General features: G+C 72.8%; 19 protein-coding genes. 10 read left to right on the top strand and 9 right to left on the bottom strand.

Going from position 1 to position 23,756, the window contains the following annotated elements:
* Positions 1-326: 326 nt before the first annotated feature.
* Positions 327-1,886, top strand: a complete 1,560-nt coding sequence (locus tag C4U44_RS11845; RefSeq protein ID WP_103885833.1) for a CehA/McbA family metallohydrolase — start codon at positions 327-329, stop codon at positions 1,884-1,886.
* Positions 1,887-2,183: 297 nt separating this feature from the next.
* Here the strand turns inward: C4U44_RS11845 and C4U44_RS11840 are convergent, their stop codons facing one another.
* A complete protein-coding gene (locus C4U44_RS11840) occupies positions 2,184-2,951 on the bottom strand; it encodes an AMP-binding protein (RefSeq protein WP_235031995.1) in 768 nt (255 codons plus the stop codon).
* Positions 2,952-3,425: 474 nt separating this feature from the next.
* On the opposite strand from C4U44_RS11840, the gene C4U44_RS11835 reads away from it, so the two are divergent.
* The 3 genes from C4U44_RS11835 (at position 3,426) to C4U44_RS11825 (ending at position 7,986) form a co-directional block, all read left to right on the top strand.
* A complete protein-coding gene (locus C4U44_RS11835) occupies positions 3,426-6,377 on the top strand; it encodes an AfsR/SARP family transcriptional regulator (protein ID WP_103885655.1) in 2,952 nt (983 codons plus the stop codon).
* A gap of 163 nt (positions 6,378-6,540) precedes the next feature.
* Entirely contained in the window at positions 6,541-6,723 is a 183-nt protein-coding gene (locus tag C4U44_RS11830) for a hypothetical protein (protein WP_103885654.1), read from the top strand.
* Between the two features lie 696 nt (positions 6,724-7,419).
* A complete protein-coding gene (locus C4U44_RS11825; protein WP_103885653.1) occupies positions 7,420-7,986 on the top strand; it encodes a hypothetical protein in 567 nt (188 codons plus the stop codon).
* Positions 7,987-8,043: 57 nt separating this feature from the next.
* On the opposite strand, the gene C4U44_RS11820 is transcribed toward C4U44_RS11825, so the two are convergent.
* Entirely contained in the window at positions 8,044-10,482 is a 2,439-nt protein-coding gene (locus tag C4U44_RS11820) for a serine/threonine-protein kinase (protein WP_103885652.1), read from the bottom strand.
* A 241-nt stretch (positions 10,483-10,723) separates the two neighbouring features.
* A complete protein-coding gene (locus C4U44_RS11815; protein WP_322973592.1) occupies positions 10,724-11,473 on the bottom strand; it encodes a VOC family protein in 750 nt (249 codons plus the stop codon).
* Positions 11,474-11,813: 340 nt separating this feature from the next.
* Here C4U44_RS11815 and C4U44_RS11810 point away from each other — a divergent pair, with 340 nt between their 5' ends.
* The gene (locus tag C4U44_RS11810) at positions 11,814-12,461 is read left to right on the top strand and encodes a TetR family transcriptional regulator (protein WP_103885650.1); all 648 of its coding nucleotides are present in this window, start codon (positions 11,814-11,816) and stop codon (positions 12,459-12,461) included.
* Between the two features lie 375 nt (positions 12,462-12,836).
* Positions 12,837-14,018, top strand: coding sequence for a flavin-containing monooxygenase (locus tag C4U44_RS11805; protein ID WP_103885649.1), 1,182 nt, complete (start codon positions 12,837-12,839; stop codon positions 14,016-14,018).
* Between the two features lie 194 nt (positions 14,019-14,212).
* Here the strand turns inward: C4U44_RS11805 and C4U44_RS11800 are convergent, their stop codons facing one another.
* A complete protein-coding gene (locus C4U44_RS11800) occupies positions 14,213-15,568 on the bottom strand; it encodes an MFS transporter (protein WP_200823218.1) in 1,356 nt (451 codons plus the stop codon).
* Between the two features lie 71 nt (positions 15,569-15,639).
* On the opposite strand from C4U44_RS11800, the gene C4U44_RS11795 reads away from it, so the two are divergent.
* Positions 15,640-16,707 carry a GlxA family transcriptional regulator gene (locus C4U44_RS11795; protein WP_103885648.1) on the top strand — a complete coding sequence of 356 codons (1,068 nt, stop codon included), beginning with the start codon at positions 15,640-15,642 and terminating at the stop codon, positions 16,705-16,707.
* A gap of 46 nt (positions 16,708-16,753) precedes the next feature.
* Here the strand turns inward: C4U44_RS11795 and C4U44_RS11790 are convergent, their stop codons facing one another.
* From C4U44_RS11790 to C4U44_RS11780, 3 genes are all read right to left on the bottom strand, one after another.
* Entirely contained in the window at positions 16,754-17,170 is a 417-nt protein-coding gene (locus C4U44_RS11790; protein ID WP_103885647.1) for an ATP-binding protein, read from the bottom strand.
* Between the two features lie 358 nt (positions 17,171-17,528).
* Complete coding sequence (locus tag C4U44_RS11785; RefSeq protein ID WP_103885646.1) at positions 17,529-18,035, bottom strand: O-acetyl-ADP-ribose deacetylase; 507 nt, start codon at positions 18,033-18,035, stop codon at positions 17,529-17,531.
* Between the two features lie 117 nt (positions 18,036-18,152).
* Positions 18,153-18,584, bottom strand: a complete 432-nt coding sequence (locus C4U44_RS11780) for an STAS domain-containing protein (RefSeq protein ID WP_103885831.1) — start codon at positions 18,582-18,584, stop codon at positions 18,153-18,155.
* Positions 18,585-18,836: 252 nt separating this feature from the next.
* Here C4U44_RS11780 and C4U44_RS11775 point away from each other — a divergent pair, with 252 nt between their 5' ends.
* On the top strand, positions 18,837-19,412 hold the full coding sequence (locus C4U44_RS11775; RefSeq protein ID WP_103885645.1) for a sigma-70 family RNA polymerase sigma factor: 576 nt from the start codon (positions 18,837-18,839) through the stop codon (positions 19,410-19,412).
* A 119-nt stretch (positions 19,413-19,531) separates the two neighbouring features.
* The gene (locus tag C4U44_RS11770; RefSeq protein WP_200823230.1) at positions 19,532-20,914 is read left to right on the top strand and encodes a maleylpyruvate isomerase N-terminal domain-containing protein; all 1,383 of its coding nucleotides are present in this window, start codon (positions 19,532-19,534) and stop codon (positions 20,912-20,914) included.
* Positions 20,915-20,926: 12 nt separating this feature from the next.
* Here the strand turns inward: C4U44_RS11770 and purU are convergent, their stop codons facing one another.
* On the bottom strand, positions 20,927-21,796 hold the full coding sequence (purU, locus tag C4U44_RS11765; protein WP_103885644.1) for a formyltetrahydrofolate deformylase: 870 nt from the start codon (positions 21,794-21,796) through the stop codon (positions 20,927-20,929).
* Positions 21,797-21,855: 59 nt separating this feature from the next.
* Positions 21,856-22,302 (bottom strand): SCO4402 family protein, encoded by a 447-nt coding sequence (locus C4U44_RS11760; protein ID WP_200823217.1) that lies wholly within the window; start codon positions 22,300-22,302, stop codon positions 21,856-21,858.
* 160 nt (positions 22,303-22,462) lie between these two features.
* Here C4U44_RS11760 and C4U44_RS11755 point away from each other — a divergent pair, with 160 nt between their 5' ends.
* Positions 22,463-23,740 (top strand): ABC transporter substrate-binding protein, encoded by a 1,278-nt coding sequence (locus C4U44_RS11755; protein ID WP_103885642.1) that lies wholly within the window; start codon positions 22,463-22,465, stop codon positions 23,738-23,740.
* The last annotated feature ends 16 nt before the right edge of the window (positions 23,741-23,756 follow it).

The following is a 23,756-nucleotide window of genomic DNA, read 5'->3' as shown; positions in this document are numbered from 1 at the left end:
GGGGATGGACGCAGAAGCGAATTAGCCTGCGTGGAGCAGCAGTTGGGGGCGTATCGAGGTATAGGCGTGCGCGCCACCCTTTCCTACGGCATACGGGTGTGCCCGACGCGAGACCGCGGGACGGGTACGGCGGGGGAGGCGAGGACCGGCCGGGGGGCGAGTCGAGGGAGGTCGGGCCCGGGTGCCGGGCGCCTCACCCATGAGCCGTCGCGGCGCGGCCGGCCACCCGGACGGGCGTAGCGCCGCATCGATCCTGCGGCATCACGTTCCCCGGCAAACAGGGCATGGCCACACGCCCGTCACCCGGACCCGGGATCGTGGTCGCCATGGACAGACGAGAGGTACTGAAGCTCTCCGCGAGCGCTGGTGCGGCCGGCGTCCTTACGCTGGCTCCCGTGGACTTCGCGGCCGCCTCCGACTCCGGCGCGGGCCCGGGATCGGACCCGGGCTCCGCGTCCGGCGGTTCCCCGGCGCCCGGTACCGAGGTGACGCGGACCCTCACCGGCCACCTGCCGACCGGCGTGGCCGACTTCGTGTACCTGCCGCTGGACGTGCCGCAGGGGGTCCGGCAGATCAGCGTGTCGTACACCTACGACCGGCCCGCGGTGGCCGCCGGGACGCTCGGCAACGCCTGCGACATCGGCATCTTCGACCAGCGCGGCACGGACGTCGGCGGCGACGGCTTCCGCGGCTGGTCGGGCGGCGCGCGCACCGACTTCTCGATCAGCGCGGAGCAGGCCACCCCGGGGTACCTGCCCGGGCCGGTCGGGGCGGGGACCTGGCACGTGGCGCTCGGCCCCTACACCGTCGCGCCGCAGGGCCTCGACTACTCGGTGACCGTCACCCTCACCTTCGGCGACCGCGGCACCACCCCGCCCCCGGACTATCCGCCGGAGCAGGTGCGCGGCCGCGGCCGCGGCTGGTACCGCGGCGACTGCCACCTGCACACGGTGCACTCCGACGGCAAGCGGACCCTGGAGCAACTGGCCGCGCTGGCCCGGGCGGCCAAGCTGGACTTCATCAACTCCAGCGACCACAACACGACTTCGGCGCACCCGCTGCTCGGCCCGCTGGCCGGCGACGACCTGCTCATCCTCACCGGCGAGGAGGTCACCACCCGCAACGGCCACTACCTCGCGATCGGGCTGGACGGCGGCGAGTGGATCGACTGGCGCTACCGGGCCCGCGACGACGCGTTCGACCGCTTCGCCCGGCAGATCCGCCGCGCCGGCGGCATCGTGGTGCCCGCCCACCCGTACGGCAACAGCCTCGCCAGCCAGTGGAAGTTCGGCTACGACAACGTCGACGCCATCGAGGTCTGGAACGGCCCCTGGACCCCCGACGACGAGGCGTCCCTGCTCACCTGGGACAACCTGCTCACGAGCGCGGCCCGCCGCGGCGACGGCCACTGGCTGCCCGCGATGGGCAACTCCGACGCCCACCGCGACCCCGACGTCGTCGGCCTGCCGCAGACGGTGGTGCTCGCCGACGGCCTGGACCGCCACGCGCTCCAGACCGGCATCCGGGCCGGGAACTCATGGATCGCCGAGAACGCCGACGTCCGGCTCTCCTTCTCCGCCGCCGGCCCGCGCGGCGAGCACGCGGGCATCGGCGAGCGGCTGCCGGTCGCCCTGGACGCCGACGTGACCGTCCGCCTGGAGGTCGGGGGCGTGCCCGCGGACTGCGTGGTGCGGCTGCTGACCGACGAGGGCCAGGTCGTCGGCCAGGCGCTGCCCGCCTCCGGTGCCGTGGAGTGGACCACCACCGCGTCGCTCGCCTGCTACGTGCGCGCGGAGGTACGGCACCCGGCCGCGGACGGCGGTGCCTCCGGCCTGCCCGGCCCGGCCGTCGCGCTCACCAACCCGATCTGGCTCGGCCGCTCCTAGCGCGGGCGGGCCCCGCCCTCGGGTGCCGTGCCGCCCAGCCCCCATCACCGTGGGAAAGGCGAAGCGGTACCGGCACCACGGGGGCGGACCCGCGCCCGGCGCACCGCCACGCCGCCGTGGCCGTGCCTCCTCGACCCACCGTCCATCTGCCGCCCGCACCCGGGCACTTCACCGGCAGGCACCGCGCGCACCACACCCCGACCGCCCGTACCAGGACGCGGCCCATTCCCGCCGCGCCCGCGCCCGGCCACCCGCTCCGCACCTCTCAGGTACGGCCGCGCACCCCATGCCCGACCGCTACGCCGTGATGCGGATCGGCAGCAGGATGCGCCATACCGCGTCCTCCACGCCGTGCACCGCCGCGATCCAGCCCACGTTCTCCTCGTCGGTGCCGAGCCGGACCGCCTGGGCCAACTCGTCGGTCACCCCCGTGAGATCGCCGTGCGACATCGCCGGCTCCAGCCGGCCGCCGACCGCGCCGTCGTCGTGGTACCGGTGGTAGGCGGGCGCGCCGCGCAGCACACCCACCGGTCGCCAGTTCTGCGCCAGCCGCCACACCGGCTCGCCGGAGACGCGGACGCCGTCCGCCTCGACGACCTCGGTGCGCGTCCGGTCGACCGCGAGCGGCGTCCAGGTGTCACTGCCGGTGAGCACGACCGCCGGGTCGCAGTGCCGCACCGCACGGGTCACCGACCCCGCCGCCGCGTTCGAGGACAGCACGAGCGGGACCGCGGCCATCCCTGCGTAGAGGCAGCCGAGGAACGCGCCCGCGAGGTCGGGACCGTGCGGGTAGACGAGCATGACCCGGCTGCCCGGCTGCAGCACGCTGCCCAGCCGCGCGGCGACCGCCCGGGCCCGGCGGTCCAGCTCGGCGAAGCTGCACCCGGCGGTTCCGGTGGTCGGCGCGGCGTCGCCGTACGGCAGGACGGGAATGCCCTGCGGACGGTGCTCGGCCCGCTGACGCAGCAGGGGTCCGGGCAGGCGCCCGCCGTCACCCGGGGTCGGGTGGGAACCACCGCCGCGCCCCCGCCGAGGGCGGCTGTGCTTCCCGCCGCGGCGGGTCACCGTATCCGTCCCGGTGGGTGCGGGCGGTACGGGTCCCGTCCCCGGGGCCACAAGTGTCCGGTGCAGTGTCGGCCAGGAGACCACCGCGCCGGATACTTGTGATGTTTCCCGGCGAAATCCTCCCGAAACCGAAGAATCTTCCGAATCGTTTCTGCTCGGTACCCACACGGCTTGCCCGTCACCCGCCCATTCGCAGGACACACACGCGTGTGAACGTTCCCCACACAGCACAACCTCCGCGCACGCACAGAAAGAACCTCGGAATCGGCCCAACATTCGGCACTAGGCCGGATCGGGACCATGCACGGGGTGACCCGGGCCGCCCGACACGGCAAACTGGCACGGACGGGGCCGAACTCTCGGCTCCTCGTGTCATGCGGAGAACTGTTCCGTCCAGCGATGAACGATAGATATACGCGCGAAGAGCCGGGTTCGGGAAAGGGCCCGGCTCCTGGGCGATCCAGGGGGCAGACGATGGAAAGCAGCACGGAGCCGAGCGACCTGCGGTACGCGGTCCTGGGCCCGGTGCGTGCCTGGCGCGGCGACGAGTCGATCGTCACCGGCGCACCTCAACAGCGGGCCGTGCTGGCCATGCTGCTGATGCGCGGCGGCCGCACCGCCACGGCGTCCGAACTGCTCGACGCTGTCTGGGGCGAGACCCCGCCGAACACCGCGCTCGCGGCATTGCGTTCGTACGCCTTCCGGTTGCGCAAGGTACTCGGCACCAAGGCGCTGGTCACCGACTCCGGCGGCTACTCCCTCCGCTTCGAGCCCGACTCCCTGGACTACGCCGTCGCGGAACGGCTCGCCGCCGACGCGGAGAAGGTGCGGGCGACCGACCCCGAGCAGGCCCGGCAGCTGCTGAACTCGGCCCTGGACCTGTGGAACGGCGAACCGCTGGCCGGCCTGCCCGGGCCCTACGCCGAGGCGCAGCGGTCCCGGCTGACCGAGTGGCGGGTCGGGTTGATCGAGGCGTGCCTCCAACTCGACCTCGAAGTGGGCGCCCACACCGAGGCGGTCTCCGAACTCACCGCCGTCTCCGCCGAGTACCCGCTGCGCGAGCGGCTGCGCGCGTTGCTGATGCTCGCCCTGTACCGCAGCGGTCGGCAGGCCGAGGCACTCGGCGTCTACGCCGACACCCGCCGCCTGCTCGCCGAAGAGCTGGGCATCGACCCGTCCGCCGAACTCAACGACCTCCACCAGCGCATCCTGGAGGCCGATCCGGAGCTGGCGGTTCCGGCCGCCGCGGCCACCGGGGCCCCAGAGATCGTCCGCCCCGCACAACTCCCCGCGAGCGTGCCCGACTTCACCGGGCGAGGTGCCGCCGTCGAGGAGCTGGGCCGGCAACTCGCCCTGGCCACCGAGCAGGGCGACGAGGGCGGGGTGATGGCGGTCTCCGCGGTCGCCGGGATCGGCGGCGTCGGCAAGACCACGCTCGCCGTGCATGTCGCCCACGCCGTGCGGGATGCCTTCCCCGACGGGCAGTTGTACGTCGATCTGCAGGGTACCGAGCAGCGACCGGCCGATCCCGAGGCCGTGCTGGGCGCGTTCCTGCGGGCGTTGGGCGTGCCGAGTCCCGCCATCCCCGACTCGCTCGCCGAACGCGCCGCGCTCTACCGCTCGACCCTCGACGGCCGCCGCGTGCTCGCCCTCCTCGACAACGCCTACGACGCGGCGCAGATAAGGCAGTTGCTGCCCGGCACGCCCGGCTGCGCCGCCCTGGTCACCAGCCGGATGCGGATGGTCGACCTGGAGGGCGCGCACCTGGTCGACCTCGACGTGATGTCCCCCGAGGAGGCGTTGCAGCTCTTCAGCCGGATCGTGGGCGAGGAGCGGGTGGCCGGCGAGCGGCAGGCCGCGCTCTCCGTGGTGGGCGCCTGCGGCTTCCTGCCGCTGGCCATCCGCATCGCCGCCTCCCGGCTGGCCGCCCGCCGCACCTGGACCGTGTCCGTCCTGGCCCGCAAGCTGGCCGACCAGCGCCGCCGGCTGGACGAGCTCCGGGCCGGCGACCTCGCCGTCAAGGCCACCTTCGCCCTCGGCTACGGCCACCTGTCGCCCCAACAGGCCCGCGCCTTCCGGCTGCTGTCCCTGCTGGACGGCCCCGACATCTCGCTGGAGGCCGCCGCCGCGGTCCTGGACCTCGACCCTTACACGGCTGAGGAGTTGCTGGAGACGCTGGTCGACATAAGCCTCATCGAGTCGGCCGCGCCCGCCCGTTACCGCTTCCACGACCTGCTGCGGCTGTATGCCCGCGAGTGCGCCGAGCGCGACGAGACCCGGCAGGAGCGCTGCGCCGCGGTGTCCCGGCTGCTGGACTTCTACCTGGCCTCGGCGGCGACCGTCTACGCCCTGGAGAACCCCGGCGACCGGGTGCTCGACCACCTCGCCGGCACCTCCCGCCCCGGCCTGGACTTCGACTCCCGCGACGCCGCCCTGGAGTGGCTGTTCGCCGAGGCCCAGGGCCTGCTCGCGGCTGTCGAGCAGGCCGCCGGCGACGACTGCGACGACATGATGCGCCGCGCCGTCGACCTGCTGGTGGCCACCTGGGACCTGATGGAGTCCGGCGTGCACGCCTGGCAGTACGAACAGGCCGCCCGCGCCCTGGTCAACGCCTCGCACCACCGCTCGGACCCGCTGGTCGAAGGACGCGCCCGCGTCCTGGTCGCCCAACTGCTGCGAATGACAGGCAGGTTCGCGGAGGCGGACGACGAGGCCCGGCGGGCCATGATCGTCGGCATGTCCGTGGAGGACCCGCTGACGTGCAGCTACGCGCCGAACCTGCGCGGCCTGGTGGCGTACAAGAACCGCCGCTACGAGGACTGCGTCGCCCACCACACCGCCGCGCTGGAAGCCTTCCGCGCCGACGGCAACAACTACGGTGAGGCCGCCGCGCTCAGCAACATGTCCTGGGCGCAGCTCAGCCTCGGCGACACGGACGCGGCCGTGGCCAACTGCGAGCAGGCACTGGCCATCAACCGGGAGCTGGGCGCAGGTTTCCGGCTCGGCAACTCGCTGTACGCGATGAGCAACGCGCTGACCGCGACCGGCCGGCTGGACGAGGCCCTGGAGTACCTCACCGAGGCGCTGCAGATCTTCCGGGACGCCCGGCAGCAGTTCTGGGAGGGCATGACGCAGTACCGGCTCGCCGAGGTGCACCTGGCCGCCGATCGCTGGCGCCTTTCCGCCTCGCACGCCGAGCAGGCGCTGGTCATCCTCCGCACCATGGGCGGCGAGTGGCGTACGGCCAACGCGCTCATGGTCCTCGGACGCGCACTTGCAGCCATGAACCAGCCGGTCCGGGCACACGCGTGCTGGCACGACGCGCTGGTCATCTACACCGCGCTCGGCTCCCCCGAGATGCAGGAGGTCCGTCGGCTGCTCGACGACGGCCCGTCCTCGTCGGTCGGCGTGCGATCTGCGATCTAGCCACCCGAAGCCGGGTCAGGAACCGTTTATCGGTTGATTATCGTCACCTGTCACGATTCCATCGCTGAACATGAGCTGCCCACCCGGCGATGTACGGGGGTTGTTGCCGGGTGGGCTTCGCATCCAGCACGTCCCCACGCACATCGATGCACAGGAGCACTTCATGAGCACTGAGAACGCGCCGGCCGAGCCCACCGAGGCGGCTGCCGCGGCGCCGAAGGGCAAGACGGTCAAGCCGAACAACCAGTACCAGGACATCATCGCCGAGGGCGTGAGCGAGGCCTCCGACACCGCGGAGGAGACCGCCGCCAAGCCGATCAAGCCGGACAACCAGTACCAGGACTGACCCGGACCGGACCAGGACCGACCAAGGACTGACCAGGACTGACCCAAGGCTTCGAGCGCGCACCACGTTTGGGGACGTGGCGGGCCTCGAAGATCCCGGCTCTCAGGGGGAGCCGGGTGACAGGGGGAACGGGGGAACAACGGGGGGTGGGGAGTGTCCGGGCGGTCCCGTGGGGGCGGGCGCCAGGACGGTCCACACAGGAGGCACGGGGGAGTCAAGGAAGCCCGGGGGGCACGGCGAGCCGACTCAGGGGGTCGGCCCTCCGTCCGGGCGACCGGTCGGCCGCAGCGCGGAGGGGGCGCTGCGGCCGACTTTTTGCGTGCGGTCATGGGAACCTCTGTGGAACGGGGGTGCCGTGCGGCGCGGGCCGCGACGATCGCGGTTCCGCAGGGTCACGGCGCCTGCCCGGCCCGATGGCCGTACGGGGGTCGCCGGGCCGGGCGGTGCTTCGCGCCGAGGCGGCAGGGCGGCGGCGAGACGGATGGGCATGGGCGGACAAGGGCGAGCTGGACGGGCGCGGGCCGATGCACCGGAGTCAGGCTCCGGAACCCGCCCACCGAGGCGCGCGGATACCCGAAAGTGCTGGTCGCAGGACTGCTCACCCCGTCGATCACCTTCGCCTGGCAGCGCCGCGGCCCCGGGCGTAGCGTCGGCACCGTGGGGGCCGAGTGAGCGACACGAGGTGGTGGCACCCCGATGGTCCGCAACATCATGGGGTCACTGCTCGCGCTCGCCGGAGCGGCGGCCGCCGTCTGGAGCCCCTTCCGTGCCTGGTACGACGGCCGCCACGGCTCGAACATCCGGGTCGACGACCTCTTCACGGGTGTCGGCGTCACCGATCATGACGCGGCCCTGCTCGGCTCCCTCTTCCTGCCGATGGGGTTCGCCGCGCTGCTCACCCTGCTGGGCGTGCTCGCGCGGTCCTGGCAGGCGGTGGCCCTGGCCGGCTTCCTGGTGCTCGGCATCACGGTGCTGTGGATGGTCCGGCAGGCGCAGTTCTCCCACTCGCTGACCGCGGGGGGCGACGGGCTGGGCACGGGTGTGGGTCTGGCGTTCGCGGGCGGCCTGCTGCTCTTCGCGGGGGCGTTCCTGCTGTCGGGGCTGCGCCGCCCGCACTACGGCCAACCCGAACTCCCGCCGCCGGACGACGTCCCGCACGCGCCGCCGGAGATTCACGAGTTGCCGGAACGCCCGTCGGCGCCCCCGTCGGCGCCGGACCCGTACACGAAGCCGCTCTCGCCCGACCGCCCGCCGAAGCAGTGAGACGGCTCGACCTGACCGCCCGGGAGTGCGGCCCGGAGGGGGTTCGCCGCAGTCGGTTCAGGCCCGGCGCGCGGTCGAACCGGTGCCCTTCGCGGCATCCAGGGCGTACACGCAGCGATCCTTCGAGCACGCGTAGACCACACCTTCGGCGGCCACGGGTGACCCGGTGATCTCGCCGCCGGTCTCCAGTCGCCAGCGCAACTGGCCGCCCTGCGCGTCCACCGTGTACAGGCAGTGGTCCTTCGAACCGAAGTGCACGCGGCCGTCCGCCACCGCGGGCGACCCGACGATCTCGCCCTGCGCGGTGAAGCGCCAGCGCGGCGTCCCGCTCACCGCGTCCAGCGTGTACAGCGCGCCGCCCGCCCCGAGGTGCACCCCTCCCGCGGCCACCACCACCGGCTCCAGCGACTGCCGCGGCTCGGTGGCGACCCGCCACCGGTCATGGCCGTCCGCCGGATCGAGCGCGTACACGGTACCGAGGTGGTCGGTGACGTAGATCCCGCCGCCGGTGGGCCCGGGGCCGGGGACGTGTGCGGGCGGCGCGAACATCACGGCGGGCGCCTCGAAGTGCCACCGCTCCGCGCCGGTACGGGCGTCGAGGGCCAGCACCCGGGTACCGGCGGTCAGATGCACCACGCCGTCGGCCAGCACCGGCCGGGTGACCACCGAACCGGCCGCTCCGGGCTCCCCCACCGGGTACGACCACAACTCCGCGCCGTTGAGGGCGTCCACCGCGTGCAGCAGGCCGCCCCCCTGGTAGAACACCATCCGGCCCTCGACGCTCGGGCCGGCGTCCGGCGACTCGAACTCGGTCTGCACACCTGAGCGCTCCCAGCGCAGCGTCCCGCGCTCGGCGTCCCACGCCTGCACGATGCCGCCCCGGGTGCCCGTGACGACGGTGCCGGCGTCGGCCTGCACCGCGTACACCCAGCCGTCGATCGCGGTGCGCCACCGGTCCCCGCCGTCGGCCGCCCCGAGCGCGAACAGGCTGGGCCCGTCCGACGCATGGATACGGCCGCCTGCCACCGCCATCGTCCAGGCCACGTCCCGCGTCTTGAACTGCCTGCGCCCGCTGGCCACATCGAGCGCGTGCACCTCGAAGGACGTGACGTAGAGCAGGCCGCCGTCCACCACGGGGGTGCCCCACACGTCGTTGGACATCCGGAACCGCCACGGACGCCACTCCCCCGGCGGCCCCGGTGGGCCCGGCGGGCGGGGCATCGCCGCGGGTACGGACGGCGGGGCGGCCTGCGGGGCCCGGTGGGCGCCATGGCGGGTCCGCACCCACTCGGTGCCGGGCACCGGTGCGGCCACCGCCTTGAGCTCCGCCGCGTGCGCCACCCGCAGCCCCGGCCCGATCGGCGCGGACCCGGCCAGCTGTACGGACGCGGCCGCGTGCTGGTGCGGGCCGCCGGGGGGCGGCTGCTGGGGGCGGGGCGGCGACACGGGCTGCGGCGGCACCGGGCCGGAGGACTGCGCCGCGGAAGGCGACGGGGCGGGAACCTGCGGGGCTGAGGGCTGCTGCGGCGCGGGAACCTGGGGACCCGAGGGCTGCGGCGCGGGCGGGCGGGCGGTCCGGCCGCCGTTCGGCGGGACCCCGGGCCGGCGGTGCCGCTCCTCGATCAGGGCGACCGCCCCGGGCGGCAGCCAGGCCGAGGCGGTACCGGTGTCGTCGCCGCCGGAGGAGAAAAGGTGCGGGGCGAGCTGCGCCTGCAGGTCGGCGGGGGTGGGGCGCTCCTCGGCCTTCATCCGCATGCACGACTCGATCAGCGGGCGCAGCTCGTCGGGCAGCCCGGCCAGGTCGGGGCCCTCCCGCAGCAGCATGAAGACGGTCTCGACGGGGTTGGCGCCGTGGAACGGCGCGTGCCCGGTGGCGGCGAAGACCAGGGTGGAGCCGAGCGAGAAGATGTCGCTGGCGCCGCGCACGCTGCGGGAGTCGCGGGCCTGCTCGGGCGACATGTACGCGGGGGTGCCGACGGCCACGTTGGTCATCGTCAGCCGGGTGTTGGACACCCCGGAGGCGATACCAAAGTCGATCACCCGGGGCCCGTCCTCGACCACCAGTACGTTCGACGGCTTCATGTCCCGGTGCACCAGGCCCGCGGCATGGATCGACTGCAACGCCTCGGCGATGCCCGCCGCGAGCCAGCGCACTCCCTGGGCGGGCAGCGGGCCGGACTCGTTGACGATCTCTTCCAGGGACGGGGCGGGGACGTAGGCGGTGGCGAGCCAGGGGACCGCGGCACGCGGGTCGGCGTCAACGACGGCCGCGGTGTAGAAGCCCGACACCGCACGGGCGGCCTCCACCTCGCGGGTGAAGCGGACCCGGAAGAGTTGGTCCTCGGCCAGCTCTGCCCGTACGGTCTTGATCGCGACCCGTCGGCCGGAGGCCGAGCGGGCGAGATAGACCAGCCCCATGCCGCCGGCTCCGAGCCGCCCCAGCACCTCGAAAGGGCCGATCCGTCTCGGGTCATGCTGCGTCAGCTGCTCCACCACTGCCCTGCCACCTCCCCGTGCCCGCGTTGTTCGCGGCCGTTCCCCGTGCTGCGCGGCCCCGTCCGGCCGGTCGCTGGCTCCCGTGCCAGGGTACGGGTCCGATTCTTCCTGGGATGAGCGCCGGTTGCGAACCCGGGGCCGCCACGACACGCCCCGAAAGCGAACTCGTTATCATCCGCTCTCCGGCGCGCGAGGGCCAATCGCCGCGCCGAAGCGGGCGTCAGGAGGGGGTGAACCGGGCCTACTGCCCGGGTGTCGGCTCCGTCCGGCTCCGGAGGTCGATCACGGAGAACCGCGCCCCCTGGTCGTCGGTGACGACGGCGGTGCGGCCGTACGGCGAAGCGGCGGGCTCCACCAGCACCTGGCCGCCGAGCCGGCGGACGGTGGCGGCCGCGTCGTCGCAGTCCTCGACGCCGAAGTAGACCTGGTAGGCGGTGGGGGTGTCGTCGGGGGCGCCGCCGTGCTTCATCCGGCCCAGCGCGGGGTTCTCGGCCCCGGGCACCGACCACACCGCGTAGTCGAAGTGAACGCCGTCCCCGACCTGCTGGGAGTCGTAGCCGAACACCTCCTGGTAGAAGGTGTCGACGACCTCGGTGTCCCGCGTGTGGTTCTCCGCCCAGGCGAACGCACCCGGCTCGTTGACCAGGTCGAAGCCAGGGTGGCTGCCGGGCTGCCAGAGCCCGACGTACGAGCCGCCAGGGTCGATGATCGCGGTCATCACGCCGACGTCACCGACCGGGTCGGGGCCGAAGACCACCTGCCCGCCGGCCGTCCTGACCTTCGCGACGGTCCGGCCCGCGTCGGAGGCACGGAGGAACACCCCCCAGGCGGTCGCCATCGACGGGTTCACCTTCGGCAGCAGGGCCGCGACTCTTGCTCCGTCGCGCCGCGCCATCGTGTAGTGGCCGAACTCCTCCCCCTGGTCCTCGAAGGTCCAGCCGAGCAACTCACCGTAGAAGCGCCGGCCCGCTTCGAGGTCGGGCAACGTCACATCGGCCCAACATGGGGCCCCCTCACCGAATTCCGGCATGACTCCGTCCTCCCTATACGTTCGCGATGCTTCGCGGAGTGCCTTCGACACGCCGTCCCCGCCACCGTAACCAGTGATCTTCCCCACGGCACGAGCCTGAATTCGAACATATGGTCAATTCTTCGAGCCGGGCGCGCCGCGGGCCCGAATCACCCATTCGACACATTCCACCCGCACACCCGTGGGGCCCCTGAGACGGGGGAAAACACCGTTGAACTGGCGGTTCGCCAAGTGGAAGGAGGGCGTCCCCGTTTGCACGCCGCCAAATCGCGCGCCGATCACCCGCCGGTAAACTGACGGCATGACAGGACAAGTTCGCACCGTCGACGGCCGTGTTGCGGGCCGCCGCGGGCAGGCCACGCGGCAGAAGCTGCTGGACTGCCTCGGCGAGATGCTCAGCACGTCGCCGTACCGGGATGTCAAGGTGATTGACGTCGCCCGGATGGCGGGCACCTCCCCCGCAACGTTCTATCAGTACTTCCCCGACGTCGAGGGCGCCGTCCTTGAACTCGCCGACGAGATGGCGAAGGAGGCGGCGAGCCTGACCGAACTGGTCGCGGGTCGCTCGTGGGTCGGCAAGTCCGGCGCACTCGCCGCGGACCAACTCGTCGACGGCTTCCTGTCCTTCTGGCGCAGGAACGACGCCATCCTCCGCGTGATCGATCTCGGCGCCGCCGAGGGCGACAAGCGCTTCAACCGGATCCGCACCCGGATCCTCAACTCGGTGACGAGCTCGCTCACCGACTCCATCAAGGACCTGCAGAGCAAGGGCAAGGTCGACAAGCAGGTCAGCGCGCCGGCCGTGGCCGGCTCGCTGGTGGCCATGCTGGCCGCGGTCGCGGCACACCAGAAAGGTTTCACCGGGACCGGCGTCAAGCAGGCCGACCTGAAGCCGAACCTGGCGCTGCTCGTCCACCTCGGAGTCACCGGAAGGAAACCGCCGAAGTAGCGACGGCGCCCGACATCGGCCGTCCGCTTGGAAGTTCCGTCCCCGCGCGCCAGTCCTGCCGCAACAGCACGCCCCGACGCGGGCGCCACAAGGTCTCGGGGGAGACCGCCGGCGCCCGCGTCGTCGCGTTCCGGGACGGGGACAAGGAGCGCGCGGTGAACGGCCGTCGGCGCGGGGACGTCGCCGCGGGACACCGGTCGGCAATCGGCCCGCGAACGGCCGGCGCGCGACGGGCGAGCGGCAGGGACCGGGCAACTCAACGGCCCCTGCGGGGCGTCCGGTACGGGGGACTACGCTCGCACCCGCCGGGGCGGATACCTTCCGGTAGCACCGGCCGTGTTCGTATCAGACGCTTTTGGCTCCAGGAGTGCCTCCATGGTCGACCCCACGACCGCCACCGACCGGGTCCGCGCGACCGCCGCCGCACTCGACGCCGTTGTCATCGGTGCCGGCCCCGGCGGGTTGGCCGCCGCAGCGGCACTGCGGCAGCAGGGACTTCGAGCGCTCGTGGTGGAACGCGACGAGCAGTTGGGGGCGTCGTGGCGCGGCCACTACGACCGGTTGCACCTGCACACCACACGACGGCTGTCGGCGCTGCCCGGACTGCCGATCCCGCGCCGCTACGGCCGGTGGGTCGGCCGGGACGACGTGGTGCGCTACCTCGAGGAGTACGCCGACCACCACGAGCTCGAGATCACCACCGGGATCGAGGTGCGACGCGTCGAACGGAGCGGCGCGGGCTGGGAACTGCCCGCGACCGGCGGCCGGGTGCTGACCGCTCCGGCGATCGTGGTGGCGACCGGCCACAACCACAGTCCCCACATACCCGACTGGCCGGGGCGGGAGACCTTCCCCGGCGATCTTCTGCACGCCGCCCACTACCGCAACGCCGCCCCCTACACGGGGCGGGACGTCCTCGTGGTCGGTGTCGGCAACACCGGTGCGGAGATCGCCGTGGATCTCGCCGAGGGGGGCGCCGCCCGGGTCCGTCTCGCGGTGCGCACGCCCCCGCACATCCTGCGCCGTTCCACGCTGGGCTGGCCCGCGCAGGCCAGCGGGATCGTCTGCCGCCGGCTGCCGACCCGGCTGGTGGACCGCATCGCGCCGTACGTAGAACGGGCCGCTGTGCCGGACCTTTCCGAATTCGGGCTGCCGCGGCCCGGGACGGGGCTGTACTCGCGCGTGCTGGACGGCGCGATCCCGGTGCAGGACGTCGGCCTGGTCGCCGCGGTGCGCTCGCGGCGGGTCGAACCCGTCGCGGCCGTGGCCGGGTTCGACGGGGAGAAGGTGCGCCTCGCCGACGGCGAGGAGATCCGCCCTGAGGTGGTGATCGCCGCGACCGGCTACCGGCGCGGCCTCGAACCGCTCGTGGGCCACCTCGGGGTGCTCGACGGCCGCGGGCGCCCGGTGGTGCACGGCGCGAGAACACCGCCGGAGACGCCCGGCCTGTACTTCACCGGTTTCACCAATCCGATCAGCGGGATGTTCCGCGAGATGGCGATCGACGCGCGCCGGATCGCCCGCGCGGCGGCCCGCACCGCCGCCCGCGCGCGGTAGAGCGAACGCCGTTCCGCACGGTTCGGCCGGGCCGGGCGCCCGCCGCCTTCCGCCCGCCCTCGCTCAGCCCCGCCCTGCCGAGTTCCGGCCTGCCCCACCCGAGCCCGCACGGTCTGGCCCCGTCCAGCCCGGCCCCGCTCACTCGGGAGAGTGAACCCCACCCGAACCGGAACTCGCACGGACATTCGGGACGTTCATCCGGTAACTGCCATCACGGGCGCGGCGACCGGCCGGTGGCGGACGACCAGGGACATCAGCGCGGCCACCGCGCACAACGCACCGGAGGTGTACCAGACGACGTCGTAGGAACCGAGCGCGTCACGCGCCACCCCGCCGAGGTAGGCGACCAGGGCCGCACCGATCTGGTGGGCCGCGAGCACCCAGCCGAAGACGATCGCGCTGTTCTCGCCGTAGTGCTCACGGCACAGCGCGATGGTCGGCGGCACCGTCGCCACCCAGTCGAGGCCGTAGAAGACGATGAACAGCAGCATCGAGGGATGGATGCTGTCGGAGAACAGCATCGGGAGGAACATGAGCGAGAGTCCGCGCAATCCGTAGTAGATCGCGAGCAGCCGCCTCGGCGACAGGCGGTCGGTGAACCATCCGGAGGCCACCGTGCCCGCGATGTCGAACACCCCGATGACGGCGAGCAGGGACGCCGCGGTCGTCACCGGGAGCCCGTGGTCGTGCGCGGCGGGCACGAAGTGGGTCTTCACCAGACCGTTGGTCGACGCACCGCAGATCGCGAAGCTGCCGGCCAGCAGCCAGAAGGTACCGCCGCGTGCCGCCTGGCGAAGAGCCCGCAGCGCACGCCCGGCCGCCCCGGTGACGGGCGGGGGCTTGGGCACGAACTCCGTCGCCCCGAAGGGGGCCACCCCGACGTCCGCGGGGTGGTCGCGCAGCAGCAGCCAGACGAAGGGCACGACTGCGAGCGCCGCGAACGAGACCGTCACGGCGGCCGGGCGCCAGCCGTGGTGCTCGGTGATCCACGACAGGAGTGGGAGGAAGACCAACTGACCCGCCGCGCCGCCGGCGGTGAGGATGCCGGTGACCAGTCCCCGGCGGGCGACGAACCAGCGGTTGGCGACGGTCGCGGCGAACGCGAGCGCCATCGAACCGCTGCCCAGACCCACCAGCACGCCCCAGCACAGCACCAGTTGCCAGACCTGGGTCATGAAGACGGTGAGTCCGGCGCCGAGCGCGATCGTCAGCAGCGCGCAGGCGACCACCCGCCGGATGCCGAACCGGTCCATCAGCGCCGCGGCGAACGGTGCCGTCAGCCCGTACAGCGCCAGGTTGATGGAGACGGCGAATCCGATCATGGCGCGCGACCAGCCGAACTCGCTGTGCAGCGGGTCGATCAGGAGCCCGGGAAGGGAGGCGAAGGCAGCGGAACCGATGATCGTCACGAACGTGACGGCGGCGACCGCCCAGGCGCGGTGCGGCCGCAGGCGCGAGCCGGCGGGGACGGCGGCCTGGCCGTTGACGACGGGGGCGGCGGGCACCGCGGGGTGGTCGCCGGGCGCGGAGGTGCGGGATGTCTGCGTCACGTTGTTCAGTCTCCGAGGAGAGTTCCCTGGCGACGAGTGGCCCGAGGGCCATGGTATGAAAGAATCGGGCCATGGCGGACGGCGAGGGTTCCCCGCGGGCCCAGGAACGGGCACGGGCTCAAGAGCGGGCGCAGGGTCGGGTGTTCGGCGGCGGTGGCCGGCACCGGGTGGCGGTGTTCGCGCTGGACGGGGTGATCCCGTTCGAACTCGGCATCCCGTTGCGGATCTTCGGGGGCGCGCGGGCCCACGAGCGGGCGGAGGACGCCCCGACGCTGTACGAGGTGGTGACGTGCAGCCTGCGCCCGGGCCAGGTGCGGACGGACGCGGACTTCCCGATCGTGGTCGGGCACGGCGTGGAGGCGCTGGCCGAGGCCGACACGGTGGTGGTGCCCGCGTCGCACGAGATGGGCGCGGTGTACGAGGAGGGGCGGCTGAGCCCGGAGTTGGCGGCGGCGTTCGGCGCGATCCGGCCGGGTACGCGGGTGGTGTCGATCTGCACGGGGTCGTTCCTGCTGGCGGCGGCCGGCTTGCTGGACGGACGGCCCGCGACCACGCACTGGAGCAGCGCCGACCACTTCCAACGGCTCTTCCCGCGGGTGAGGGTGGACCCGGGCGTGCTGTACGTGGATGACGGCGACGTGCTGACCTCGGCGGGGGTGGCGGCCGGCATCGACGTGTGCCTGCACCTCGTACGCCGGGACTTCGGCACGGCGGTGGCGAACGGCGTGGCGCGGCGGACCGTGGTCCCGCCGCATCGGGAGGGCGGTCAGGCGCAGTTCATCCGGCGGCCGCTTCCGGAGCCGCAGCTGGCGGGCACCGTGCAGGCCAGGACATGGGCGTTGGAGCGGCTGGAGCAGCCGGTGACGCTGCGGCAACTCGCCGAGCGGGAGGCGATGAGCGTGCGGACGTTCACGCGGCGGTTCCGGGAGGAGGTGGGGATGAGTCCGGGCCGTTGGCTGACCCAGCAGCGGATCGAACGCGCGCGGCAGCTCCTGGAGTCGACCGATCTCGGGGTGGACCAGATCGCGCGGCAGGCGGGGTTCGGCACGGGTGCGTCGCTGCGGCAGCACATCCAGAGCGCGTTGGGTGTCTCGCCATCGGTGTACCGGCGGACGTTCCAGACCGCGGGACAGGGGTGAGCGACGGGACGCACCGCCAGCAGTCGGGTGCGGAGCGGTGGTGCGCTCAGGGCAGGGCGATGGTGGCGGCGGCGCGGTCGACCTCGCACCAGATCTGCTTGCCCGCGCCCTCCGGGTGCCAGCCCCAGCGGTCGGCGAGGCCGTCGACCAGTTCCAGGCCGCGGCCGCCGGTCTCGTCGCGGTCCGCGTGCCGCGGTGCGGGCGGCAGGACGCTGGTGTCGGCGACCTCCACGCGGACCGGGGCGGCGGGCGCGGCCGGGAAGAGCATGCGCAGCACTGCCGGACAGCCGGTGTGCACCACGGCGTTGGTGACGAGTTCGGAGATCAGCAGCAGCAGCGTCTCTGCGACCGGCTCGTCGGCTCCTATCCCGGAGCCCACCAGCCGTGAACGCGCCCAACTGCGCGCCCTACCGACCTCCGCGGGGTCGACACCGACCTCGAGCTGCATCTGAAGCATCTGCACTGCTCACACCACCCGAACCGGCTGACCCGACGCCGCATGTCCGCCCGCTGTCACCGTATGTGACATGGGCGTCACACAGCTTGGACGACCGACAGGTACTCCAGCAAGCGCTTCGGGCATATTCCCTCGCAACCCGGCGGGCGTACCGCATACTGTGCGCCGCACCCGGCCGGAGGCCGCGCAGCCAGGCACGGAACCGCTCCGGACCTGCCGGGCGGCATCCTGGGGAAGCCTCGAACGAGCGCGCACCTGATGGAGCGTACCCGAGGTCAACCCGGACTCCACCGCGTAACAAGTCACGCATCGGACACAACACGGTGCGGACGCTCCGTGACCGCGACTCCGCCCCCGACGACGGTCAGACATACGCCTCAAATGCCGCATAGGCGACATCATCGAAGAGCACGAAGCGGACTTCCGTGACCAAGGTCGGCGCGTCGCGCACCGTTTGCACCGCGATCCGGGCGCCGTCGTCCATCGGCCAGCCGTAGACGCCGGTGGAGATCGCGGGGAAGGCGACGGTGGCCGCGCCCAGTTCGTCGGCCACGCGCAGCGACGACCGGTAACAGGAAGCGAGCAGTGCGGAGCGGTCGTCGTCCGGTTGCCAGACCGGGCCCACGGTGTGGATCACCCAGCGCGCCGAAAGCCGTCCCGCGGTGGTGGCGACGGCCTGGCCGGTGGGCAGACCGCGCCCGTAGTGCGACGCGCGCAGGTCGCGGCAGGCGGACAGGATCTCGGGGCCGCCCTTGCGGTGGATGGCGCCGTCGACACCGCCCCCGCCCAGGAGCGAGGAGTTCGCCGCGTTGACGACCGCGTCGACGTGTTCCTCGGTGATGTCGCCGCGCACGAGGGAGATGAGAGTCATGCGCCCATCATCGGCCCACACCCACCGTCCGCGCGGGCCGGGCCGGACCCGACCGCACCGCACCGCACCGCACTGACGGTGCGACCTCCTCGGCGCTCAGGGCTCGCGGCTCCGCGCTCAGGCGGAAAGCGGCCTGGCCGTGTCGTCCGTGGCCGCGTCCAGGTCCGGGTAGACCTCGAACAGCCTGCGCACGCCGAGCGCCGCGAGCACCCGGTTCACGTGCGCCTCGCCACCGCGCACCGGAACGTCGGACGCCGAGGACGCCGCGGTCACAGAGGAGGCCGAGCCCTCCGAGCCGCTCCCCGCCCCGTCGTGCGGCAGCACGATCCGCAGCCGCCCCGCACAGGACCGCATCAGCCGGCGCGCCCCGATGAGCACGCCGACCCCGCTGGAGTCGCAGAACCGTACTCCGGCGAGGTCGAGCACCAGGCTGCGCCGCCCCTCGGCGACCGCGTCGTGCACCTTCTGCCGGACCGCCGGGGACGAGATCAGGTCCATCTCCCCCGCGACCGTGACCACCGCCCAGCCGTCCTGCTCGGCCCGGGTCACCAGCACCGGTACCCACCTCGCCTCGCCGTCGACTTGGATTCTCCCGTCCTACGACCCTATGCCCGCTCCCGGTCGCAACCCCGCAATCTTCCGGTCACACCCGCATAACAGACCGACAGAAGCGGTCGCGTACGGCGCCAGGTTGGTGCAAAGCCGCGTACACCCTCGCGTGCGCCCGGTAACGTCGTGACCGCAAGCGGTGGCACCGGGTCCAGTGGAGTACGGGCCGGGACGACGCAAAGGGGCCGGGTCATGGCGACACCCGCACCACCCCGCTGGGACCGCAAAATGCAGCAGCGGCTGGCGCGGGGCGAGGAAGCGGCTCTCGGCGAGCTGTACGACCGCTACGCCTCCCTCGTGCACGGTCTCGCCCACCGCGTCACGGACGACGACGACGCGGCGGACCAGATCACCCGCGAGGTGTTCGGGTACGTCTGGGAGAACCCGGACGCCTACGAGCCGAGGGACGGGTCGCTGCGGTCGTGGATCGCCGCGCTCACCCAGCGGCACGCGGTGCACCGGCTGCGCCAGTACGAGAACCGCGGCCGCACCAACCCCGACCTGCTGGAGGCCCGCGTGCGCGAGGCCAACACCGCGGCGCGGGCCGACTTCATCGTCACCTCGATGCCGGCCCCGCTGCGTGCCGCGCTCGAACTCGCCTACCGCGAGCGGCTCGACTACCGCGCGGCGGCGGCCGACCTCGGGGTGAGCGAGGACGAGGCGCGTCGCAGGCTGCGGTTGGGCCTGCAACTGCTGTCGACCGCGATGGAGCCCGACGACCCGTCCGGGGCACCCGGCGAGCGGCATCCGGAACGGGGCGCGCGGTGAACGGCCCGGTCCACGGCGACGAGGACGGCTCCCTGAGCGCGGGCCGCGGCGGTGACGGCGGGACCAACGGCCCCGCGGACCATCGGCGCAACGGGCCCGGCGGCGGCCGCCGTCCGCACATCCCCGCGCAACGCGAGCAGCACGGCTCGTCCGACGACCTCCCGCCCGTGCCGGGTGCGGGGGCCGGGTCGTCCGCGGGATCGGCCGCCGGGGCCGCCGAGGCCGCGCCCGTACGCCTCGACCCGCCCGAACCACCCACCCCACCCGACCCGCTGCGGCGTATCGATCCGGGAGCGTCCTCCGCCGTGACCTCCGACCGTGTGCCGCCGTACGACCACGGCACCCTCAAATCGCTGCTCGGCGCCTGGGCGCTGGCGGCCTGCTCCCGTGACGAGACCCTGGCCGTCGAGGTGCACCTGACGGACTGCGCCGGCTGCGCCGACGAGGCCCTTCGGCTGCGGGACGCGGTCGGCCTGCTGCACCACGAGGAGTCGCTCGACCTCGACCCGCTGCTGCGGGCGCGGGTGCTCGAAGGGTGCCTGGGCCGGCGCCCGGCGCGCATCCCGGTGCCGGAGTGGGCCGGGCCGTACGACGCGGAGGCCGCCCGGCTGGACGCGCTGCTGCGTGACCTGGGAGACGGTTACTGGACCGCGCCGGTGCGGTTGCAGTGGTTCGACGGCGCCCCGGTCTCACGGGAGTTCACCGTCGGCCAGGTCATCGCGCACCTGATCGCCGTCGACGGCCTGGTCGGCCGCGCGCTCGGGCTGCCGCAGCAGTCCATCGAGCCGCCCGCGGAGGACGCCACCGATCGCCTCGGGCTGGCCCCGATGCGGCCGGTACGGCTCGGCGAGACGACCGAGGAGGTCGAGTTGCCGCGCACCCCGGTGGCGCGTACGGCCGCGCACTGGGCCGTCCACCGGCATCTGCCGGGTGCGACGCTGCGGCTGCTGTGGCGCGAGCAGAGCCACCGGCTGGTGCGCACGGTCGCGTTCGCGGGCGAGGGCGTCGCCGGACTCCCGGTCGACTACGGCGACTTCGAGCTGGCGTTCCATGACGCCTTCGTGGACCGCGCCTTCGAGTGCTGGACGCACGCCACGGACATCGCCGAAGCCGTGGACTACCCGTACGAGAAGCCCGCGCTGGGTCACATGCGGCAGATCGTGGGCCTGGCCGCGGACAAGCTGCCCGGGGCGCTGGCCGCGCGGCGCAGGGCGGGCCTGACCACCTCGGCGTCGCGGCTGGTCGCGGCGGGCTCACCGGGGCGTTCGCTGCTGCTGGAGATCGAGGGCGACGGGGGCGGCGAGTGGTGGTTGCCGCTCGACTCGCCCGGTGCGATGGCCTCGCCCGACCACCAGGTCGCGCATGTCGCCATGGACAGCGTGGAGTTCTGCCAGCTCACCGCGGGCCACGTGGTGCCGGAACGCGCCGCGGCGGGCAAGAACGGCGACCGGGCGGCGATCCGGGACGTGCTGTACGCGGCCGCGTCGCTGTCCCGGTTGTGAGGGTCGTCCCCGCTACGCGAAGACCACCGTGCGCCGGCCGTTGATCAGCACCCGGTGCTCGCTGTGCCACTTCACGGCCCGCGCCAGGGCCTGGCACTCCACGTCGCGTCCGACGGCGACGAGTTGTTCCGGCGTGACCTCGTGGCCGACCCGCTCGACCTCCTGCTCGATGATCGGGCCCTCGTCGAGGTCGGCCGTCACGTAGTGCGCGGTCGCACCGATCAGCTTCACGCCGCGGTCGTGCGCCTGGTGGTAGGGCTTGGCGCCCTTGAAGCTCGGCAGGAAGGAGTGGTGGATGTTGATGATCCGGCCCGGCAGCTTGCGGCACAGGTCGTCCGAGAGCACCTGCATGTAGCGGGCGAGCACGACCAGTTCGACGCCCTCCGCGGCCACGATCTCCAGCAGCCGCTCCTCGGCGTCCGCCTTGGTGTCCCGGGTGACCGGAATGTGGTGGAACGGCACGTGATAGGAGTCGACCAGGTCCCGGAAGTCGGGGTGGTTGGAGACGACGGCGGCGACCTCGACCGGCAGCGCACCGGTGCCGGCGCGGAAGAGCAGGTCGTTGAGGCAGTGGCCGAACCTGCTGACCATCAGCACGATCCGCATCCGCTCCTCGGACGGGTGGAGGTGCCACTCCATGTGATAGGCGTCACCCACCGCGGCGAAGCTGGCCCGCAGCTTGTCGGCGGTCACCTCGGCGCCGGCCGAGAAGTGCACCCGCATGAAGAACAGGCCGGTGTCCTGGTCGCCGAACTGCTGGCTGTCGACGATGTTGCAGCCGGTCATGAAGAGGTAGCTGGACACCGCGTGCACGATGCCCTGCTTGTCGGGGCACGACAGCGTGAGGACGTACTGCGGCGGCGGCTGCTGCGGCTCGTTCACGTCGCCAGCCTGGCACAACCGCGCGGCCCGGGCCGCCCGCGTCCGTCAACCGGACGGCGTCACGCGGTCCGGTTGTAGATCGCCAGCACCTCCAGGGAGCGCGGCGGCGCGTCCGGGTCCTCGGCGTCGGACCCCGCCATCCGCACGTGCGCCTCGCGGGCGGCCTGCACCGCCTCCGGCCACGCCGGGTGGTCCAGGTAGGCCACGGCCGGGGCGTCGGCCCCCACCTGGTGCAGGATCTTCAGCACGCGGAGCACCGCGACGTCGACCAGCGCGGCCTCCTGCGCGTCGCGGAAGACGGTGCCGACGTACTTCTCGGCGGACCAGTTGTCGAGCCAGGTGTCCTCGACCAGGCGGTAAACGGCGTCGGTGACGTCGCCGTATCCCTCGCGCCCGGTCCGCCAGACCTCCATCTGGAAGACGGGGTCGCTGATCATGTGCAGCGCGGAACGCACGTTGCTGCGCCAGCGCCACCACGGCATGTCGTTGAGGGGCATGCCTCCCATCGTGGAGGAGGGGCGGCCGCGACGGGAAGACTTCTCCGAACCTTGCACAGCGCACGATCGTACGCACCCGATCGGCGACACCTGTAATTCACCCGAAAGTGACCCCGCGTTGGGGCACGGTCATCCGGGCGTTGGGCCGGAAGCGGAATCTTCCGTTGACATGACTCACCGACGCATGGGCGCGCTCAGGCGTGCCGTCGTCCCGCTGCTCGCCGTATCCGCCCTGGTCAGTGGGTGCGGCGTCATTCCAGGAAGCGGAGGCGGTTCCTCGGGGCCGATCGTGGTGATGACGTGGGCGCCGGTGGGCACCAGCGCCACCAACATGCCAGGCATGCTCGGCATGGCCAAGGCGGTCGAGAGCTACGTCAACGACCAGGGCGGGCTGGACGGCCGCAAGCTGAAGGTCCTCACCTGCAACGAGCGCAACGACGCCGTCACCGTCACGAACTGTGCCAAACAGGCCGCGGACGCGGGCGCGGTCGCGGTCATCGGCTCCTACAGCGAGGAGGGCAGCAGCTTCATCTCCGCGCTGGAGGGCGACGGCATCCCGTACATCGGCGGCTACGGGATCACCGAGGACGAGTACCAGAGCCTGATGTCGTTCCCGATCAACGGCGGGCTGCCCGCGCTGCTGGCCGGCAGCGGGCTGCAACTCGCGCAGACCTGCAAGAAGGTCACGCTGGTCCGGCCGGACTCGATCACCGGCGACCAGTTCCCGATCTTCCTCGACCAGGGGCTGCAGGCGGCGGACAAGAAGCCGGTCGACGACCTGCTCACCCAGGACAACTCCACCGACTACACGGCCATCGCCACCAAGGCGGTCGGCGCCGACAAGGCGTCGTCCTGCGTGTCGGCGGTGCTCGGCGACAAAACCAGCACCTTCTTCGACGCGCTGCGCCGGGTCGGCGACACCCGGCCGAAGGTGCAGCTGTCCTCGGTGATCGGCAGCGTGCAGCAGTCCGTGATCGACGCGAGCGGCGGCGCGAAGAGCCCGCTGGAGGGCGCGAAGATCGCCGACTGGTATCCGCCGGCGTCCGACCCGAGGTGGAGCGAGATGAAGTCGGTGATCAGCAAGTACGCCTTCGGTGACGACTCGATCGACGTCGCCGACCCCGGGGTGCAGACCACGTGGATCGCGTACACCGTCTTCACCAAGGTGGTGCGCGCGATGGGTGACAAGACGAAGATCGACGCCGACAGCGTCCGGCGGGCGATGGACTCGACCACGAAACTGTCGACCGGCGGCCTCACCCCCGACCTGGGCTGGACCGACTCCGACCTGCTGGGCATCCCCGATCACCCGCGGATGGTCAACTCGAAGATCGTCTACCAGGAGGTACGGGACGGCCGCCTGGTCCAGGCGCAGCCGGGCTTCGTGGACCTCACCAAGACGCTCAAGCCGACGTCGTACGCGCCGCTCAAGCGGAACGACGGCTGAGCGGTCCCCCGCTTCC

Origin of the sequence: Actinacidiphila yanglinensis (assembly GCF_900107965.1) — a bacterium.
GTDB lineage: Bacteria > Actinomycetota > Actinomycetes > Streptomycetales > Streptomycetaceae > Actinacidiphila > Actinacidiphila yanglinensis.
This window is presented reverse-complemented; position numbering and strand designations above follow the sequence as displayed.